Annotated in this window: 22 protein-coding genes; 7 read left to right on the top strand and 15 right to left on the bottom strand. The window is 73.9% G+C overall.

Features of this window, described 5'->3' with window-relative positions; genetic code table 11:
• Positions 1-102 precede the first annotated feature (102 nt).
• Positions 103-843: a class I SAM-dependent methyltransferase gene (locus ACFYNS_RS04970; protein WP_388600819.1), complete on the top strand. Its 741-nt coding sequence runs from the start codon at positions 103-105 to the stop codon at positions 841-843.
• Positions 844-847: 4 nt separating this feature from the next.
• On the opposite strand, the gene ACFYNS_RS04965 is transcribed toward ACFYNS_RS04970, so the two are convergent.
• Positions 848-1,210, bottom strand: a complete 363-nt coding sequence (locus ACFYNS_RS04965) for a DUF6463 family protein (protein WP_388600817.1) — start codon at positions 1,208-1,210, stop codon at positions 848-850.
• Positions 1,211-1,290: 80 nt separating this feature from the next.
• On the opposite strand from ACFYNS_RS04965, the gene ACFYNS_RS04960 reads away from it, so the two are divergent.
• Positions 1,291-1,929 (top strand): SIMPL domain-containing protein, encoded by a 639-nt coding sequence (locus ACFYNS_RS04960; protein WP_276474875.1) that lies wholly within the window; start codon positions 1,291-1,293, stop codon positions 1,927-1,929.
• A gap of 68 nt (positions 1,930-1,997) precedes the next feature.
• Here the strand turns inward: ACFYNS_RS04960 and ACFYNS_RS04955 are convergent, their stop codons facing one another.
• Positions 1,998-2,171: a hypothetical protein gene (locus ACFYNS_RS04955; protein ID WP_360300713.1), complete on the bottom strand. Its 174-nt coding sequence runs from the start codon at positions 2,169-2,171 to the stop codon at positions 1,998-2,000.
• A gap of 274 nt (positions 2,172-2,445) precedes the next feature.
• A complete protein-coding gene (locus tag ACFYNS_RS04950) occupies positions 2,446-2,640 on the bottom strand; it encodes a hypothetical protein (RefSeq protein ID WP_360300711.1) in 195 nt (64 codons plus the stop codon).
• A 107-nt stretch (positions 2,641-2,747) separates the two neighbouring features.
• Here ACFYNS_RS04950 and ACFYNS_RS04945 point away from each other — a divergent pair, with 107 nt between their 5' ends.
• Both ACFYNS_RS04945 and ACFYNS_RS04940 read left to right on the top strand, forming a co-directional pair.
• The gene (locus ACFYNS_RS04945) at positions 2,748-3,584 is read left to right on the top strand and encodes a helix-turn-helix domain-containing protein (RefSeq protein WP_388600814.1); all 837 of its coding nucleotides are present in this window, start codon (positions 2,748-2,750) and stop codon (positions 3,582-3,584) included.
• Positions 3,581-3,790 carry a DUF397 domain-containing protein gene (locus ACFYNS_RS04940; RefSeq protein WP_388600812.1) on the top strand — a complete coding sequence of 70 codons (210 nt, stop codon included), beginning with the start codon at positions 3,581-3,583 and terminating at the stop codon, positions 3,788-3,790. Before ACFYNS_RS04945 ends, ACFYNS_RS04940 begins: the two co-directional genes overlap by 4 nt.
• Positions 3,791-3,871: 81 nt before the next feature.
• On the opposite strand, the gene ACFYNS_RS04935 is transcribed toward ACFYNS_RS04940, so the two are convergent.
• The 9 genes from ACFYNS_RS04935 to hisD all read right to left on the bottom strand — a co-directional run bounded on the left by ACFYNS_RS04935 (position 3,872) and on the right by hisD (position 10,036).
• Complete coding sequence (locus ACFYNS_RS04935) at positions 3,872-4,084, bottom strand: hypothetical protein (RefSeq protein ID WP_074998741.1); 213 nt, start codon at positions 4,082-4,084, stop codon at positions 3,872-3,874.
• A gap of 103 nt (positions 4,085-4,187) precedes the next feature.
• Positions 4,188-4,946, bottom strand: coding sequence for an imidazole glycerol phosphate synthase subunit HisF (gene hisF, locus ACFYNS_RS04930; RefSeq protein WP_276474881.1), 759 nt, complete (start codon positions 4,944-4,946; stop codon positions 4,188-4,190).
• On the bottom strand, positions 4,943-5,395 hold the full coding sequence (locus ACFYNS_RS04925) for a RidA family protein (RefSeq protein ID WP_360300702.1): 453 nt from the start codon (positions 5,393-5,395) through the stop codon (positions 4,943-4,945). Before ACFYNS_RS04925 ends, hisF begins: the two co-directional genes overlap by 4 nt.
• On the bottom strand, positions 5,395-6,123 hold the full coding sequence (gene priA, locus ACFYNS_RS04920; RefSeq protein ID WP_360300725.1) for a bifunctional 1-(5-phosphoribosyl)-5-((5-phosphoribosylamino)methylideneamino)imidazole-4-carboxamide isomerase/phosphoribosylanthranilate isomerase PriA: 729 nt from the start codon (positions 6,121-6,123) through the stop codon (positions 5,395-5,397). Before priA ends, ACFYNS_RS04925 begins: the two co-directional genes overlap by 1 nt.
• Positions 6,124-6,149: 26 nt before the next feature.
• Complete coding sequence (gene hisH / locus ACFYNS_RS04915) at positions 6,150-6,809, bottom strand: imidazole glycerol phosphate synthase subunit HisH (RefSeq protein WP_360300722.1); 660 nt, start codon at positions 6,807-6,809, stop codon at positions 6,150-6,152.
• Between the two features lie 2 nt (positions 6,810-6,811).
• Positions 6,812-6,976 carry a hypothetical protein gene (locus ACFYNS_RS04910; protein WP_019358557.1) on the bottom strand — a complete coding sequence of 55 codons (165 nt, stop codon included), beginning with the start codon at positions 6,974-6,976 and terminating at the stop codon, positions 6,812-6,814.
• Positions 6,973-7,563 carry an imidazoleglycerol-phosphate dehydratase HisB gene (hisB, locus tag ACFYNS_RS04905; protein ID WP_019358558.1) on the bottom strand — a complete coding sequence of 197 codons (591 nt, stop codon included), beginning with the start codon at positions 7,561-7,563 and terminating at the stop codon, positions 6,973-6,975. Before hisB ends, ACFYNS_RS04910 begins: the two co-directional genes overlap by 4 nt.
• Positions 7,563-8,696 (bottom strand): histidinol-phosphate transaminase, encoded by a 1,134-nt coding sequence (locus ACFYNS_RS04900; protein WP_388600810.1) that lies wholly within the window; start codon positions 8,694-8,696, stop codon positions 7,563-7,565. The genes hisB and ACFYNS_RS04900 overlap by 1 nt, the downstream gene beginning before the upstream one ends.
• Positions 8,693-10,036, bottom strand: coding sequence for a histidinol dehydrogenase (gene hisD / locus ACFYNS_RS04895; protein ID WP_388600808.1), 1,344 nt, complete (start codon positions 10,034-10,036; stop codon positions 8,693-8,695). The genes ACFYNS_RS04900 and hisD overlap by 4 nt, the downstream gene beginning before the upstream one ends.
• Positions 10,037-10,300: 264 nt before the next feature.
• Here hisD and ACFYNS_RS04890 point away from each other — a divergent pair, with 264 nt between their 5' ends.
• The 3 genes from ACFYNS_RS04890 (at position 10,301) to ybaK (ending at position 13,534) form a co-directional block, all read left to right on the top strand.
• Positions 10,301-11,959 carry an oxidoreductase gene (locus ACFYNS_RS04890; protein WP_360300693.1) on the top strand — a complete coding sequence of 553 codons (1,659 nt, stop codon included), beginning with the start codon at positions 10,301-10,303 and terminating at the stop codon, positions 11,957-11,959.
• Between the two features lie 240 nt (positions 11,960-12,199).
• Positions 12,200-13,015, top strand: a complete 816-nt coding sequence (locus ACFYNS_RS04885; protein WP_360303657.1) for an LON peptidase substrate-binding domain-containing protein — start codon at positions 12,200-12,202, stop codon at positions 13,013-13,015.
• A 21-nt stretch (positions 13,016-13,036) separates the two neighbouring features.
• Positions 13,037-13,534, top strand: coding sequence for a Cys-tRNA(Pro) deacylase (gene ybaK / locus ACFYNS_RS04880; RefSeq protein WP_388600805.1), 498 nt, complete (start codon positions 13,037-13,039; stop codon positions 13,532-13,534).
• A 71-nt stretch (positions 13,535-13,605) separates the two neighbouring features.
• Here the strand turns inward: ybaK and ACFYNS_RS04875 are convergent, their stop codons facing one another.
• The 3 genes from ACFYNS_RS04875 to ACFYNS_RS04865 form a co-directional block, all read right to left on the bottom strand.
• The gene (locus tag ACFYNS_RS04875) at positions 13,606-14,292 is read right to left on the bottom strand and encodes a hypothetical protein (protein ID WP_388600803.1); all 687 of its coding nucleotides are present in this window, start codon (positions 14,290-14,292) and stop codon (positions 13,606-13,608) included.
• A 111-nt stretch (positions 14,293-14,403) separates the two neighbouring features.
• Positions 14,404-15,156, bottom strand: coding sequence for an ABC transporter permease (locus tag ACFYNS_RS04870; RefSeq protein ID WP_078565511.1), 753 nt, complete (start codon positions 15,154-15,156; stop codon positions 14,404-14,406).
• Between the two features lie 307 nt (positions 15,157-15,463).
• The gene (locus tag ACFYNS_RS04865) at positions 15,464-16,495 is read right to left on the bottom strand and encodes an ABC transporter ATP-binding protein (protein ID WP_388600890.1); all 1,032 of its coding nucleotides are present in this window, start codon (positions 16,493-16,495) and stop codon (positions 15,464-15,466) included.
• Between the last annotated feature and the right edge of the window lie 2 nt (positions 16,496-16,497).

Below are 16,497 nucleotides of genomic sequence, written 5' to 3'. Positions count from 1 at the left end.
GGGCCCGGCGCCCGCGCGGATGCCGGGGAGCCGGGCGGATGCCGGGGAGCCGGGCGGATGCCGGGGAGCCGGGCGGCCCGCCGCACCCTCTACAGTGACCCGATGTCCCCCAACCGGCTCCTCGACCAGCGCCCCACCCTGCCCGAACTGGCCCGGCAGGCCCTCTCGTCCGTCCAGCGCGGCTACGACCTGCTGGCCCCGAAGTTCGACCACACCGCCTACCGGACACCGGAGAAGGTGCTGGATACGACTGCCCGGGCCCTCGGTGGCCACGGTCCCTTCGCCGACGGGCTCGACCTGTGCTGCGGCACCGGTGCCGGCCTGCGGGTGCTGGAGGAGGTGTGCACCGGCCGCGCGGTGGGCGCCGACTTCAGCACGGGCATGCTGGCGGAGGCCAGGTTCGCGTACGCGACCGCCGCGCACCCCGCCCCGCACTGGGTGCGGGGCGACGCACAGGCGCTGCCGTTCCGTGACGGCACCTTCGATCTGGTGGCCAGCTTCGGCGCGTTCGGCCACTTCCTGCCCGCCGAGCGCCCGCACCTGTTCGGCCAGGTGCACCGCGTGCTGCGGGAAGGCGGCACCTTCGCGTTCCCGATGGCGGCGCCGCCGCGCCCCGGAACCGCCGCGTACTGGTCCCTGCTCGGGTTCGACGCGGCGATGCGGGTGCGCAACACCGTGTGGCGGCCGCCCTTCGTCATGTACTACCGCACCTGGCCGCTGGGCGACGTCCGGCGGGACCTGGCCGCGGCGGGCTTCGACGTGACGCTGGAGCCGCTCGCCGAACTGGGCCGCCGCGACGACGGCTCCCCGCGCTGCCGGCTGGTCCTCGCCAGGAAGCGCTGAGCGCCTACCCGCGCCGCTTCGGCCTGCGCAGCAGCATGCCGCCGATCCCGACCAGCGCCGGGAAGCCACCCTTGGGCATCGCCGCAGCCCCCAGCGCACCGACGCCGGCCAGCACAGCGCCCGCGGCACGCTGTGCGGCGACATCGCCGTGCTCCTCCGCCGAGCGGAGCAACCGGCCGCCCATCCACAGGGCCGGCGCGGCGGCCAGGAACCAGAAGGCCGCCGCCCGGTCACCGCGCTCGGGCACGGAGTTGACCACACCCTCGCGTGCGAACTGTGCCAATACGTCGCGGTAGAGCACGACGCCGATCGCCCCGTGCCCCAGCGCGGTGGCCTGGAGGCACCATCCTGCTGACCGTCGCTTCATGCGCCGATCGTAGCCACCGGAGCACCGGAGTTGAACGGGACGCCCCGCCCGCCCCCACGTACGCGTGTTTGACTGGCCGCATGCAAACGAAGATCGACAACCCGTGGGGTATCAGCGTCTACGGTGCCGCGAGTGTGAACGCCACGCCCGACCTGGTGCGGCTGCGGATCGCCGTGGACCGCACCGAGCAGACGGCAGCGGCGGCGTTCGGCTCGGCACGTGAGGGGGTGGCGGCGCTGCGGCGGACCTTCCGGGAACACGGCGTTCCGGACGCGGCGGTCTCGTCGTCGCAACTGGGGCTGCGCACCGAGTGGGAGGGGTACAACGCGAACCGGAAGTTCTTGGGGTACCGCTGCCAGGCCGACTTCTCGGTGACGCTGACGGAGATGGACGCGTTGGAGCCGCTGCTGGTGGCTGCCGTGGAGGCGGGCGCCAATCGGGTGGACGGGGTGGACTTCGACGTCCGGGACAAGCCGGGACTGCGCGCCCGTGCCCGTACGGAGGCGGTGACCGCCGCGCGCCGCAAGGCCGAGCTCTACGCGGAGGCGGCCGGAGTCTCGCTCGGCGCGGTGGTGCACATAGAGGACGTCGATCCCGAAGGCCCCCTCGCCTCGCGGTACCGCAGTCACGCCGTCGACGCGGCACCCGGCGAGGGGGACCTGTCGCCGGGCCAGATCACCGTCCAGGGCGCCGTCCTGCTGGGCTTCGCCCTGACGTGAGCCGGGGCGGCCGGGGGCCCGCGGAACCGGCATGTTGTCCGCACGCCCTCTGCTGGAGATCCGTCGCTTCATGTCCGCACCCCGCGTACATCGGGGGGCTGCTTCCGGCCGTGGTCCGGGTGCCGCCGCAGCAGTACGGCGCAGTCGGTGGCCCGGCTGAAGTCCCCCGCCCTGCGGGCGGCGTCCCGCACGCGTTCCAGGCGGGCGCACTCCGCGCAATCCTTCGCAGCGTCAACTGTCATGGTGCCGCCCCCTCCTCTGCGTGGCGCCCAGCTCGACGCAGCCTTCTGCGGGCTTCCCGGTGCGCTGCCTCCAGTCGCCGCGCCAGCGGGCATGACCGCTCCTCCGTGCAGGACCGGCACTCCTGGCGGTGCATGGCGGAGGCTGCCTGGAGTTGCGCGATGTCGGCCCAGCGGGGAGAGGCGGAGACCTCGGCACTCGGCGGACCGTCGCCCGCGGGGACTGGCGCGCCGGCCGCCGGCTGACGTGCTCCGCCGGTCGCATCCGTCCGGCCGGTCACGCCTGCGACCTCCGCCGCAGCCCGGCCGCGACGTCCCGCAGCAGTTCCGGGGTCGGCTCCGCGAATCCGGTGCGCGGCACCCACTCGGGTACGAGTCGCCAGAAGGCTCCGGCCTCCATGAACGCGGTGAGTTCCGCCGCGGCTTCCGGCCGGTCCGGACCTGGGCCCGCCGTGTCGTCGTTTCCGGACACGATCCACTCCTCTCCGTAGTTCGGTGACTACCAAGGGGATTCAGCGTGGCCGCGAGCGGGGAGGCATTCAACGTGTCAGACCGGAACGAAAGGTCGGTGACAGCCCGTTGAACCGCAAAGAGTTGGATCCGGACAGCTCTCCCCAAGCGGCGTTCGGAGCGCGGCTGCGCAGCATGCGGGAGGCGCGCGGCTGGAAGCAGGAGGAGCTGGGAGACCGGACGGGATATTCCAGTACGCATGTGTCAGCCGTCGAAACCGGTCGCAAGATGCCGACCTTGCGCTTCTCGCGCAGTGCGGACCTCGCCTTCGGCATCGCGGACACCACGGACACGTTCGAGCAGCAGCACCGCGAGATCCGGCACGGCAGCCTGCTGGAGGGCTTCCCCCAGTACGTGGAGTGCGAGGTGCGGGCGGCGGAGATCCGCGCGTTCGAGATCGGGATCATCCCCGGGCTGCTCCAGACCCGGGAGTACGCGACGGTGCTGGCCGAGAGCGCGGTGAACCGGGGGGCGATCACCACCGACCAGGCCGAGGAGCGGATCGCTCTGATCGCGGAGCGGCAGGCCGCACTCGCGCGTACGCCTCCACCGCTGATCTCCGTCGTGCTGGACGAGAGCTGTATCCGCCGGCCGATCGGCGCACCAGGCGTCATGGAGGCGCAGTTGGACCGCGTCGTCGAGTTCGCCGAGCGGCCGAACACCCTGCTCCAGGTCGCCCCGTTCACCATGGGAACCCGACGGACCTTCGACCTGCCGCTCTATATCCTGACGATGGCCGACCGCTCGCTGCTGTCGTACGCCGAGTCCGCGCAGCGGGGCCATCTGGAGCGGGACAACCGGTTCGTGCTGCCCATGCTGACGGCCTACCATCAACTACAGGCCGCAGCACCCTCCCAGACGGAATCCGTCGCCATGATCGATCAGTTACGAAAGGGCTCGCCGTGACGACCGAAACCCCTCGCTGGCTCACGTCCTCCTACAGCAACAACGGTGGCGCCTGCGTGGAGGTCGCCGCCAACCTCGCCGCCAGCCACGGCACCGTCCCCGTCCGGGACTCCAAGAACCCCGCGGGTCCGGTTCTGGACCTGACCACCGAGGCGTTCTCCACCTTCGTGACGGGCATCAAGAGCGGAGACCTCGGCACCGCCTGACCGACGGGGCGGGTACCGGTTCGGAGACGCCCCCGTCGCGCTCACCGACGGAACCCCGACACGGGCCAAGATTCGGGGGCGTCACAGGATCTCCGCGCCGAAGAGATCGGCAAGCTCCTCCGCGTCGTCCCCAGCCCGCGTGCGCCAGGCCCGGAGAGCTGGCGCCGCGTCGCGCAGTTGCTGGGCTCTGAGCACGTACTCGACATAGCCCGAGAGGTCGCCGCCCGAGGCGGCTCGTGCGTGGGCGAGGACATCGGCAGGCAGGCTGACGGTGATGCGCGTACGGAGGCTCATAGGCCTGTGAGCGTACTTCTGTATGACGCCGTGACGCATGGAACCGCCGCCGTGCCCCGGACCGGCGCCCCCGTCCGGGCACGGCGGCCCCACCGGCCAGGTGTCAGCGCACGGGGTGGCCCGCGTCGCGCAGGGTCTGCTTGACCTCGCCGATCCGCAGGTCGCCGAAGTGGAAGACGGAGGCGGCCAGTACGGCGTCGGCACCGGCGCCGATGGCGGGCGGGAAGTGGTCGAGCCGTCCGGCGCCGCCGGAGGCGATCACGGGGATGGTGACGTGCTTGCGGACGGCGGCGATCATCTCGGTGTCGTAGCCGTCCTTGGTGCCGTCCGCGTCCATCGAGTTGAGCAGGATCTCCCCGGCGCCCAGTTCGGCCGCCCGGTGGGCCCATTCGACGGCGTCGACGTCGGCGCCGCGGCGGCCGCCGTGCGTGGTGACCTCGAAGCCCTCGCCTCCGGCGCGGCGGCGCGCGTCCACGGAGAGCACCAGGACCTGGCTGCCGAACCGCTCGGCGATCTCGCGGATCAGCTCCGGGCGGGCGAGGGCCGCGGTGTTGACGCCGACCTTGTCGGCCCCGGCCCGCAGCAGCTTGTCCACGTCCTCCGGGGTGCGCACCCCGCCGCCGACCGTGAGCGGGATGAAGACCTGCTCGGCGGTGCGGCGCACCACGTCGTAGGTGGTCTCGCGGTCGCCGGAGGAGGCGGTGATGTCCAGGAAGGTCAGCTCGTCGGCGCCCTCGGCGTCGTAGACCTTGGCCATCTCGACCGGGTCGCCGGCGTCGCGCAGGTTCTGGAAGTTGACGCCCTTGACGACCCGGCCGGCGTCCACGTCCAGGCAGGGGATGACTCGGACCGCGAGGGTCATGCTCCGTGTGCTCCTTGTGCTCCGGGGGCTCCGGGGGCTCCGGGTGCTCCTGGGGTCTCTTGCGGGTCCCGGTACGCCTCGACCTCCACCTCGACCACCAGACTCGGGTCGGCGAAACCGGACACGATGACCATGGAGGAGACGGGCCGGACCTCGCCGAACAGCTCCTTGTGCGCGCGTCCCACCTCCTCGACGTCCCGCGCGTGCGTCAGATACATCCGGGTGCGCACCACGCTGTCGGCGCCCAGGCCGAGGGACTTGAGGGCGTCCAGCGCCACCCCGAAGGCGGTGACGGTCTGGTCGTAGGGGCCGCCCTCGGCGATCACGCCGTCCACCACGGAGGTGCAGCCGGCCACCAGTACCAGGCCGTTGGGCAGTTCGACGGCGCGCGCGTAGCCGAACGGCTCCTCCCAGGGGGCACCGGACCCGATCCGCCGTATCGAAGCCATCAGGAAACCGCCTCCAACGCCTCTTCCAGGGTGAACGCCTTGGCGTAGAGGGCCTTCCCCACGATCGCACCCTCGACGCCCTCGGGTACCAGCTTCGCGAGGGCCCGCAGGTCGTCGAGCGAGGAGACGCCGCCGCTGGCGACCACGGGCCGGTCGGTGGCGGCGCACACCGTGTGCAGCAGCTCCAGGTTGGGGCCCTTGAGGGTGCCGTCCTTGGCGATGTCGGTGACGACGTAGCGGGCGCAGCCCTCGGAGTCGAGGCGGGCCAGCGTCTCGTAGAGGTCACCGCCGTCGCGGGTCCAGCCCCGGCCGCGCAGCGTGGTGCCGCGCACGTCGAGGCCGACGGCGATCCGGTCGCCGTACTCGGCGATGACCCCGGCGACCCACTCGGGGGCCTCCAGCGCCGCCGTGCCCAGGTTGACGCGGCGGCAGCCGGTGGCCAGCGCCGCCGCCAGCGAGGCGTCGTCGCGGATGCCGCCGGACAGCTCGACCTTGATCTCCATGGACTGCGCGACCTCGGCGATCCGCTCCCGGTTGTCGCCGGTGCCGAAGGCGGCATCCAGGTCGACCAGGTGCAGCCACTCGGCTCCGGCGCGCTGCCAGGCCAGCGCCGCCTCCAGTGGGTCGCCGTAGGAGGTCTCGGAGCCGGACTCGCCGTGCACCAGGCGGACGGCCTGCCCGTCCCGGACGTCGACGGCGGGCAGCAGTTCCAGCCGGTTGCTCGCCACGTTCACGGCTTCCTCGCTCTTTCGGCTCACAGGGACTCGATCCAGTTCTTCAGTAGCTGTGCTCCGGCGTCGCCGGACTTCTCGGGGTGGAACTGGGTGGCCCACAACGGGCCGTTCTCCACGGCAGAGACGAACCGGTCGGCGTGCGCGGTCCAGCTCACCACCGGGGGCTTGAGAGCCGGGTTGGCGGTCTCCAGTTCCCAGTCGTGCACGGCGTAGGAGTGGACGAAGTAGTACCGCTCGTCGGCGGGCAGCCCGGCGAACAGCCGCGAGTCGGCGGGCGCCTCGACGGTGTTCCAGCCCATGTGCGGGACCGGGTGCGCGGCGTCGTTGGCGAGCGGGCCGACGGTGCCGGGCCACTCGTCCAGGCCCTCGGCCTCCCGGCCGTGCTCGATCCCGCGGGAGAAGAGGATCTGCATACCGACGCAGATCCCCATGACGGGCCGTCCGCCCGCCAGCCGGCGCCCGATGACCCAGTGGCCGCGCGCCCGGACCAGCCCCTCCATGCAGGCGGCGAAGGCGCCCACGCCGGGCACCAGCAGGCCGTCGGCGGCCATCGCCTTGTCGTAGTCGCCGGTGATCTCGACGTCGGCACCGGCCCGCTCCAGGGCGCGCTCCGCGGAGCGCACGTTGCCGAAGCCGTAGTCGAAGACCACGACGCTCTTCCTGCCGTTCACCGCGCTCATCGTCATGCCCACCAGTCCACTCGCAGGATCCCCGCCGCCAGGCACATCACCGAGGCCACGGCGAGCAACACGATCACCCCTTTGGGGAGCTGCTGCTTCCAGAACGAGATCGCCCCGCCGGCCAGGAACAGCCCGACGAAGATCAGCAGCGCCGCGAGGCCGGTCACAGAGCACCCTTCGTGGACGGGATGCCGGTCTGCCGCGGGTCGCGTTCGCTCGCGTAGCGCAGAGCCCGGGCCAGCGCCTTGAACTGGCACTCCACGATGTGGTGCGCGTTGCGTCCGTAGGGCACGTGGACGTGCAGCGCGATCTGCGCCTGGGCGACGAAGGACTCCAGGATGTGGCGGGTCATCGTGGTGTCGTAGCTGCCGATCATCGGCGCCATGCCCTCGGGCTCGGTGTGCACGAGGTAGGGGCGACCGGACAGGTCGACGGTCACCTGGGCGAGCGACTCGTCCAGCGGCACCGAGGCGTTCGCGAACCGCACGATGCCGCGCTTGTCGCCGAGCGCCTGCTTGAAGGCCGCCCCCAGCGCCAGCGAGGTGTCCTCGATGGTGTGGTGGCTGTCGATGTGCAGATCGCCCTCGGTCTTGACGGTGAGGTCGAACAGGCCGTGCCGGCCGAGCTGGTCGAGCATGTGGTCGTAGAAGCCCACCCCGGTGGAGACGTCCACCTCGCCGGTGCCGTCGAGGTCGATCTCCACCACGACAGAGGTCTCCTTGGTGGTGCGCTCCACCCGGCCCTTGCGCGTCATCAGTCGCTCTTCTCCTTCAGTTCCTTCAGCACGGCTCGCACCGCGTCGAGGAATGCGTCGTTCTCCTCCGGCGTGCCCGCCGTGACCCGCAGTCGGCCGGGGACGCCGTTGTCCCGGACCAGTACGCCGTGCTCCAGCAGCGCCTTCCACACGGCGTGCGACCCGGCCGCGCCGTCGAAGCGGCCGAACTGCACGAAGTTGGCGTCCGAGTCGGTGACCTCGCAGCCGAGGGCGCGCAGCTCGCTCACCAGCCGGTCGCGCTCGGCCTTCAGCCGCGCGACGTAGCCCAGCAGGGTGTCGGTGTGCTCCAGCGCGGCCAGCGCCGTGGCCTGGGTGACGGCCGACAGGTGGTAGGGCAGCCGCACCAGTTGCACGGCGTCCACCACGGCGGGCGCGGCGGCCAGATAGCCCAGCCGCAGCCCGGCGGCGCCGAACGCCTTGGACATGGTCCGCGAGAGCACCAGCCGCGGCCGGCCCTCGATCAGCGGAAGCAGCGAGGGGTGGTGCGAGAACTCGCCGTATGCCTCGTCCACCACGACCAGCGCCCCGTGCTCGGGGCGGGCCGCCTGCGCGGCGTCGTGCAGGGCCAGCACCGTCTCCTCCGAGACGGCGGTGCCGGTGGGGTTGTTGGGCGAGCAGACGAAGACGACGTCGGGCCGGTGCTCGGCGATGGCGTGGACGGCGGCCTCGGTGTCGATGGTGAAGTCGCCGTCGCGGGGGCCGGACAGCCAGCCGGTGCCGGTGCCGCGGGCGAGCAGCGCGTGCATCGAGTACGACGGCTCGAAGCCCAGCGCCGTCCGGCCCGGTCCGCCGAACGCCTGGAGGAGCTGCTGGAGCACCTCGTTGGAGCCGTTGGCCGCCCACACCTGCCGGTGGTCGACGGAGTGCCCGGCGGTGCGGGAGAGGTAGTCGGCCAGCCGGGTGCGCAGCTCGACCGCGTCCCGGTCCGGGTAGCGGTTGAGGTGCCGCGCGGCCTCGGTGACCCGCTCGGCGATCCGCGCCACGAGCGCGTCGGGCAGCGGGTAGGGGTTCTCGTTGGTGTTCAGCCGGACGGGTACGTCGAGCTGGGGCGCGCCGTAGGGGGACTTGCCGCGCAGCTCGTCCCGGATGGGGAGGTCGTCAATGCCGGTCACGGGGCCTCGGGCACCTTCCAGTCGAACCGTGCCTTCAGCGCCGCGCCGTGCGCGGGCAGGTCCTCCGCCTCCGCCAGGGCGACGACATGGTGGGTGACCTCGGCGAGCGCGTCCCGGGTGTAGTCCACGACGTGGATGCCGCGCAGGAAGGACTGGACGGACAGGCCCGAGGAGTGGCAGGCGCAGCCGCCGGTGGGCAGCACGTGGTTGGAGCCGGCGGCGTAGTCGCCGAGCGAGACGGGCGCGTACGGGCCGACGAAGACGGCGCCCGCGTTGCGCACCCGCGCGGCCCAGGACGCCGCGTCGGCGGTCTGGATCTCCAGGTGCTCGGCGGCGTAGCCGTTGACCACGGCCAGCCCGGCCTCGAGGGAGTCGACGAGCACGATGCCCGACTGCCGTCCGGACAGCGCCTCGGCGATGCGCTCGCTGTGCCTGGTGGCGGGCACCTGCGTCTTCAGCTCCCGCTCGACGGCCTCGGCCAGCTCCTCGGAGGGGGTGACGAGCACCGCTGCGGCGACGACGTCGTGCTCGGCCTGGCTGATCAGGTCGGAGGCGACGTGGGCCGGGTCGGCGGTGTCGTCGGCGAGGATCGCGATCTCGGTCGGGCCCGCCTCGGAGTCGATGCCGATGACGCCCTTGAGCAGCCGCTTGGCCGCCGCCACGTAGATGTTGCCGGGGCCGGTCACCAACTGGACCGGGGCGCACTCGGCGGTGCCGTGGGCGAACATCGCCACGGCCTGGGCGCCGCCCACCGCGTACACCTCGTCGACGTCCAGCAGCGCGCAAGCGGCGAGGATGGTGGGGTGCGGCAGGCCGCCGAACCCGGCCTGCGCGGGTGAGGCCACGGCCAGCGAGCCCACGCCGGCCTCCTGCGCGGGGACCACGTTCATCACGACGGAGGACGGGTAGACGGCGCGCCCGCCCGGGACGTACAGCCCCACCCGCTCCACCGGGACCCAGCGCTCGGTGACGGTGCCGCCGGGCACCACCTGCACGGTGGAGTCGGTGCGCCGCTGGTCGCGGTGGACGGTCCGGGCGCGCCTGATGGACTCCTCCAGAGCCGCGCGCACGGCCGGATCCAGCTCCCGGAGAGCCGTGCGCAGTGCCTCGGCGGGCACCCGGGTCTGCTCCAGGCGCACTCCGTCGAACCGCTCGGTGTACTCGATCACCGCCGCCGCGCCGCGATGCCGCACGTCGTCGCAGATGGGCCGCACCTTCTCCAGGGCGGCTTCGACGTCGAGCTCGGCACGGGGCAGCAGGTCGCGGTCGAGCGCGCCGTTCGCCGGGCCGGAGGCCGCGGTGGCGAGGGCGGCGCCGCGCAGATCGATTCGGGAGATCACGTACTCAAGTCTCTCAGACCCGCGACGCGCCCCGGCCGCCCGTATCAGAGGCTGATACAGGTCACACGCGACGAACGTCGCCTCCCGCGTTCATCCGGTCACGGAGCGGGAAAGGGACCGGTACGACCAGTTGGTTCGAACGTGTCGCGGCCAGGCCGCCGGTTCGGACACCGGGAGACCGGGCGACGGAGGGCCGGGACCGAGAGGCCGGGCCGGGACACGTGGCGGGCTGCCGGGGACACGAGGAATCGAGGGGGAGGAAGCGTGAGCGAGCCGGTGGACTCGGGCGAGCCGCCGCCGGGGCTGCGGCTGACGACTGCCGAGTGGGGGCTGTGGCAGGCGTTCCGCAACGGTACCGAGCACGATCTGCGGCACGGCGAGGCCGAGCTGGACGATCCGAACGGCGATCACGTCTGGGGCCCGGAGCGCACGGTCCGCGCCCGGGTGATAGCGCTGCTGCTGCTGCACGGGCCGCCGCCGCTGCTGGGCCGGGTGGCGTCGCTGCACCTGACCGGAGCGCTGGTGACCGGCTGCCTGGATCTGGCGGGCGGCATCGTGGAGACATACTTCGAGCTGCGGCAGTGCCGCTTCGAGAAGGAGGTGCGGATGCCGGAGGCGCGCGTCAACACGGCGCGCTTCATCGACTGCTACCTCCCGCGGCTGGAGGCGGCCCGGCTGACCACCGAGGGGGATCTGCACCTGCCCCGGTGCAGCATCCCCGAAGGCGTGCGGCTGACGGACGCCTCGATCGGCACCGACCTGCTGCTCAACGCGGCCACCGTGGGCAGCGGCCCGCGCAACCGCGCGATCGCCGCCGACGGGGTCAGCGTCTCCCAGGAGCTCCAGGCCAGCCTGCTGGTCACCGACGGGCAGGTGAGCCTGCGCGGCGCCTCGGTGGGCAGCTCGCTGCACATGTTCGGCTCGGTGCTGCGCAATCCGCGCGGGCGCTTCGCGCTGTACGCGCCCCAGATGACCGTCGAGCAGGTGGCCAGCTTCGGCGACGCCGGGCGGGGCAGCGCTCCGCACATCTACGGCACCACACCGCCGACCGGCACCCGCTACGACTTCGGCGGCCAGGGCGGCGCCCACTCCTGGGCCCCGGGCCTCCCCCGCACGGGGTGGGACCCCCACCGCACCAAGCACTTCCAGTGCACCGGAGGCATGGTGCTGGACGACGGGCGGTTCGGCTCCTCGCTGGTGATCGAGAACGCCCGGCTGCAGATGCAGCGCGACCAGGAGCTGTCGCTGCGCCGCATCACCACCCCGGAGCTGACCTTCACCCCGCAACTGCCCGAGCGGGGGCTGGTGGTGCTCTCCGGCGCTTCGGTGGAGAAGCTGATGGACCGGGCCTCCAGCTGGCCGGGCGACCACCGGCTGTGGATGGCCGGATTCACCTACCAGCATGCGATCCCCAAGGAGGGCCACTTCAACGTCCGCGAACGGCTCCAGTGGATCAACGCCGCGACCGCGGAGTACGCGCCGGAGCCCTACGAGCAGCTCGCGGCGATGTACCGGAACAGCGGCGAGGACACCAACGCGCGCCAGGTGCTGCTGGCCAAGCAGCGCCGACGGCGGGAGACCCTGCCGCTGCCCGGCAAGCTGTGGGGGGTGCTGCAGGACTGGACGGTGGCCTACGGCTACCGGCCGGCCCAGGCCGCACTGTGGATGGCGCTGCTGTGGCTGACCGGCGCGGTGCTGTTCCAGGCGCACCGGCCACCCGCGCTCAAGGGCGACGAGTCGCCGCACTGGAACGCGACGCTGTACGCGCTGGACCTGCTGCTGCCGGTGATCTCCTTCGGCCAGGACACGGCCTGGGACCCGGGGGGCGGCTACCAGTGGCTGGCCGCCGCGATGATCCTGGCGGGCTGGGTGCTGGCGACCACGGTGGCGGCGGGCGCCACCCGGCTGCTGCGGCGGCAGTAGCCCGCCGCGGAGCGGTCCGCGGTCCCCGCCGCGGAGCGGTCCGCGGTCCGGCGGGACGGCCGGCGGGCCCGCCCGTCTCCGGTCCCCCGCCGCGGGACGCGGGGGCCGTCCCGGGAGAGTCCCGGCGCCGGGGGCCGGGCCGCCCCGCGAGTCCCCGGGGAGGCCCGGGGGTACCTCGGGGGTGTCCGTACGGCGCACCGGCACCCGCGCCGGGGGCCGGAGGCTTTAGGCTTACCGGTTGTGACAACCGCGCTTCCGCTCTTCCCCCTCAACTCGGTGCTGTTCCCGGGGCTGGTGCTGCCGCTGAACATCTTCGAGCCGCGGTACCGCGCGCTGATGCGGGACCTGCTCGCGCTGCCCGAGGACGCGCCCCGCCGCTTCGGTGTCGTCGCCATCCGGGACGGCCGCGAGGTCGCCCCCGCCGCCACCGGGATGCCCGATTCCGCACCACCGCAGGGCACCGACCCGACGGCCGGCTTCGGTCCGGACCCGATCACCTCGTTCTACACGGTCGGCTGCATCGCCGACGCCTCCACCATCCGCGAACGCGTCACGGGCTCGGGCGCGGCGGACTCCGCGGAGGAGCCGGAGGAGGCGGCCCCGGACACCGATCCGCGCGGCGGCACGACCGGCTACGAGGTGCTGGCGACCGGGACCACCCGGTTCCGGCTGCTGTCGGTCGACGCCTCCGGCCCCTATCTGACCGGCGAGATCGAGGAGTTGCCGGAGGAGGAGGGCGACGAGGCCGGCGCGCTCGCCTCCGGCGTGCTGCGGGCCTTCCGCGCGTACCAGAAGCGGCTGGCCAGCGCCCGGGAGCGGACCCTGGCCGCCGGGCAGGAGCAGGACCTGCCGGACGACCCCTCGGTGGTCTCCTACCTGGTCGCGGCGGCCACCGTGCTGGACACCCCCGCCAAGCAGCGGCTGCTCCAGGCCCCGGACACCGCGACCCGGCTGGCGGACGAGCTGAAGCTGCTGCGCAGGGAGGCGGCCGTCATCGGCAAGCTGCCGTCGCTGCCCGCGGCCGACCTGACGCGGAACCCGACCAGCAGGAACTGATCTCCCCCCGGAGCGGAGCACATGGCGAGGAAGAGCAAGCGGCAGGGGTCGGCGACCCCGGCCATCGTCGCGGCCACCGAGGCGGGCATCACGTTCGAGACGCACGCCTACACCCACGATCCGGCAGCCCCCTCCTACGGCGAGGAGGCCGCCGAGGCGATGGGCGTGCCGGCGGAGCAGGTCTTCAAGACACTGGTGGCCGAGGTGGACGGTGCGCTGACGGTCGCCGTCGTCCCGGTGTCGGCCTCGCTGGACCTGAAGGCGCTGGCGGCGGCGGTGGGCGGCAAGCGGGCCGTGATGGCCGACCCGGCCGCGGCCGAGCGCTCCTCCGGTTACGTCCGCGGCGGCATCTCCCCGCTCGGGCAGCGCAAGCAGCTCCCCACGGTGCTGGACGCCTCCGCGCAGGAGCATCCGGCGATCTGCGTCTCGGCGGGCCGCCGCGGCCTGGAGATCGAACTGGCGCCCGCGGACCTGGCCGCGCTGACCGGCGCCGTCCTCGCCCCGGTCGCCCGCGGCTGACTCGTCCTCGCCCCGGTCGCCCGCGACGGAATCCCCGGCGCCGGTCGGCGCGCCGTCCCCGCGGGCGTGGGTCAGCTCTCCCAGCGCTGCGGCGCCGGGGGGAACTGGGCGACGGGCTCGTCGCGGGGACCGAAGAGCGCGGTCACCAGCAGGTGGACGAGCACGGCGGCGAGCGGCCAGGCCAGCAGCACCGCGTACGCGTGCAGCTCCAGCGGGGCGTCGAAGGTGGCGCCCTGGCCGGCCGCCCGCGCCGCCGCCGACAGGTCCGTCTCGGGGCCCAGCCACACGCCGGTCCGCCAGGCCAGTACGGAGCCCAGCGCCCCGCCCAGGCACAGGCCGACCACGAGGCCCACGCCGCCGCTCCGGCGGGCCAGGAAGACGGCGAGCCCCGTCACCACCCCGAATCCCAGCCCGAGCAGGGTGAAGACACCTTCGGCGCCGACGGCCTCCTCGCCCTCCGGGTGCCGGAAGAGGACCAGCTTGCCGCTGGTGTACAGCGGCACCCGGGGCGCCAGCCACAGCCACAGCAGTCCCATCAGGACGCCGAGGACGGCGACGGCCACCGCGCAGACGGCCGCGTGCAGCAGCTCGCGCGACAGGACAGGACCGGCCTGCCCCCCGTAGCCGGTGTGCACCGCGTACGACTGCGCGAGCGGCGGCCCGGAGGCACCGCCGCCGGGCTGGTCCTCCGCTCCCGCCGCGGGCGCGGAGGGGTGGGAGGAGTCCGGATCGGGAGAGGAGGGCGTCGGTACGGTCACCCCGCCATCGTGCCAGGCCCGCGCCGTGCGGGAGGCCCCGGCCCGCCCCCGGACGCGCCCACCGGCGGCAGCGGGTGCCCGCCCGGGTGTCAGCGGGTGGCCGCCCGGGTGTCAGCGGGTGGCCGCCCAGCGGTACGCACGGGTGGCGAGCGCGAGCGAGAGCACCCCGACCGCCGCGCACACCCCCAGGTCCAGTACGACACGCGCCCAGTCCGGGTGCGGTGCGAAGGTGCGCGCGAAGGCCTCCACCCCGTAGGTGGACGGCAGCAGGTCCCGGACCCAACCGACCGCCGGCGGCAGCCCGCCCGCGGGCAGGACGCCCAGCAGCAGCGCCGCCGACATCCCCAGCTGGCCGCCCAGGGTGGCCAGCTCGGGGCGCGGGGCGAGCAGCCCCAGTGCCGCACCCAGCCCGGCGAGCGCGGCACCGGCGAGCGGGACGACTGCCGCCAGCACCCACAGCCCGCCCAGCGGGAGCTGGAAGAGCACACTGCCCGCCACCGCCGTCACCAGCACCCCGGGGACGGTGAAGGACGCGTAGGCGGCCGCCGCGCCCAGCACGACGGAGGCGGCCGGTACCGGCAGGGTCGCGTAGTGGTCGAGACCGCCGCCCGCACGCAGCTGGCCGAAGTACTGGGCCAGCAGGTTCAGCGCCACGAAGGCCACCACCAGCACGCTGGATCCGGCGACCACGGCCCGCGCCTCGGCGCCGCCGTCCACCACTCCGCGCATCAGGACCATGATCCCCAGCGACTGGAAGGTCGCCACGAACAGGAGCGGGATCCGCGCGACCCGGGCCCGGGAGAGCTGGGCCCGGTAGACGGCGCCCAGCGCGGGCCACAGCCGGGCGCGCGGCGCCAGCGGCATCCGGGCCGTGCCGTCGCCCGCCCCGGCACCGGCGCCCGGCTCCGCCGCGAGGAGCCCCCCGCCCCCGGCTGCGGTGTCCGTCGCGGAGGCCGCGACCGCAGCGGCGCCCGCGGCTCCGCGCCCACCGGCCGCGCCGTCCGCCGCGCCGTGCTCCGCGGCGCCGCCGCCGGTCCGCGTACGGCTGCCCACCGTCGTCCTCACCCGAGCCTGCCCCTCACGTCCCGCACCGTCGGCGCATGGTCCGATGCCGTCTCATTCCGCCTCGTCGGCTGCGCCGGGCGCCTGCCCCGGCATCCCGTCCGCGCGCTCATGCCTTGACCAGGCCCTCGGCGCCGTCCTGGCCCGCCGCGCGGCCGCCGAGGGCCACATACACGTCCTCCAGGCTCGGGGTGGCGAGCCGGAAGTCGTCCAGGGCCGCGAACGCCTCGCCCGTGGTGACCAGCGCGACCGCCTCCCGCGCGGCCGCGGGCGGCAGCCGCAGCGTCCAGCGGCGGCCGGTGACGGCGGCGCCGGCGGCGAGCGCGGCCACCTCCGGGATCTCCACCGGAGCCCGCTCCCGCCACACCAGTTCCAGCCGCACCTCGTCGCCGACCGTCGCCTTCAGTCCGCCGGGGGTGTCGCAGGCGATCACCCGGCCCCGGTCCAGCACGGCCACCCGGTCCAGCACGGTCTCGGCCTCGATCACGTTGTGCGTCACCAGCAGCACGGTGACCCCGCGCTCGGCGCGCCGCCGGTCGACGGCCGCCCACACCGCGCGCCGCGCGTGCGGGTCCATGCCGGTGGTCGGCTCGTCCAGCACCAGCAGCGGCCGGTCCCCCACCAGCGCGGCGGCCACGCACGCCAGCCGCCGCTGCCCGCCGGAGAGCCGTTTCAGCGGCCGCGCGGCGAGCTGCGTCAGCTCCAGCTCGGCCAGCACCTCGTCGCGCGCGGTACGGGCCGCCGCGGTGTCCATCCCGCGCAGCCGCGCGGTGGTCTCGGCGGCGAGGGCGACACTCAGCTCGTCCAGCGCGGTGGACTCCTGCCCGAGGTAGGCCAGCAGCCGGGCCGCCCGCTCGGGGTGGCGCACCAGATCGTGGCCGAGCACCTCGACCGCTCCGGAGTCGGGCCGCAGCAGCCCGGTGAGCTGCCGGACCAGGGTGGACTTCCCGGCTCCGTTGGGGCCCAGCAGTCCGAAGATCTCGCCCTGCCGCACCCGCAGGCAGACGCCGTCGGTCGCCCGGACGGCGGGCGCCGCCGGTGCGCCGCGCCGGGCCCGCACCGGCGCGTAGGTCTTGACCAGGTTCTCGACACGCACAGCCGTGCGGACCGGTGCCGTCGCGCTTGCCACCGAGCTGTCCACCG

This window comes from Streptomyces sp. NPDC006925, assembly GCF_042869575.1.
Classification (GTDB): domain Bacteria; phylum Actinomycetota; class Actinomycetes; order Streptomycetales; family Streptomycetaceae; genus Streptomyces.
The sequence above is the reverse complement of the archived record's forward strand: the minus strand, read 5'-3'. Positions and strand labels throughout refer to the sequence as shown.

Excerpts from the sequence above, each read along its gene's own strand:
- ybaK (WP_388600805.1), top strand. The coding sequence starts at position 13,037 with ATGGCGAGGAAGAGCAAGCGGCAGGGGTCGGCGACCCCGGCCATCGTC.
- ACFYNS_RS04935 (WP_074998741.1), bottom strand. The coding sequence starts at position 4,084 with ATGAGCCTCCGTACGCGCATCACCGTCAGCCTGCCTGCCGATGTCCTC.
- ACFYNS_RS04955 (WP_360300713.1), bottom strand. The coding sequence starts at position 2,171 with ATGACAGTTGACGCTGCGAAGGATTGCGCGGAGTGCGCCCGCCTGGAA.
- ACFYNS_RS04965 (WP_388600817.1), bottom strand. The coding sequence starts at position 1,210 with ATGAAGCGACGGTCAGCAGGATGGTGCCTCCAGGCCACCGCGCTGGGG.
- hisB (WP_019358558.1), bottom strand. The coding sequence starts at position 7,563 with ATGACGCGCAAGGGCCGGGTGGAGCGCACCACCAAGGAGACCTCTGTC.
- ACFYNS_RS04870 (WP_078565511.1), bottom strand. The coding sequence starts at position 15,156 with ATGCCGCTGGCGCCGCGCGCCCGGCTGTGGCCCGCGCTGGGCGCCGTC.
- hisH (WP_360300722.1), bottom strand. The coding sequence starts at position 6,809 with ATGAGCGCGGTGAACGGCAGGAAGAGCGTCGTGGTCTTCGACTACGGC.
- ACFYNS_RS04925 (WP_360300702.1), bottom strand. The coding sequence starts at position 5,395 with ATGGCTTCGATACGGCGGATCGGGTCCGGTGCCCCCTGGGAGGAGCCG.
- hisF (WP_276474881.1), bottom strand. The coding sequence starts at position 4,946 with ATGACCCTCGCGGTCCGAGTCATCCCCTGCCTGGACGTGGACGCCGGC.
- ACFYNS_RS04970 (WP_388600819.1), top strand. The coding sequence starts at position 103 with ATGTCCCCCAACCGGCTCCTCGACCAGCGCCCCACCCTGCCCGAACTG.
- ACFYNS_RS04960 (WP_276474875.1), top strand. The coding sequence starts at position 1,291 with ATGCAAACGAAGATCGACAACCCGTGGGGTATCAGCGTCTACGGTGCC.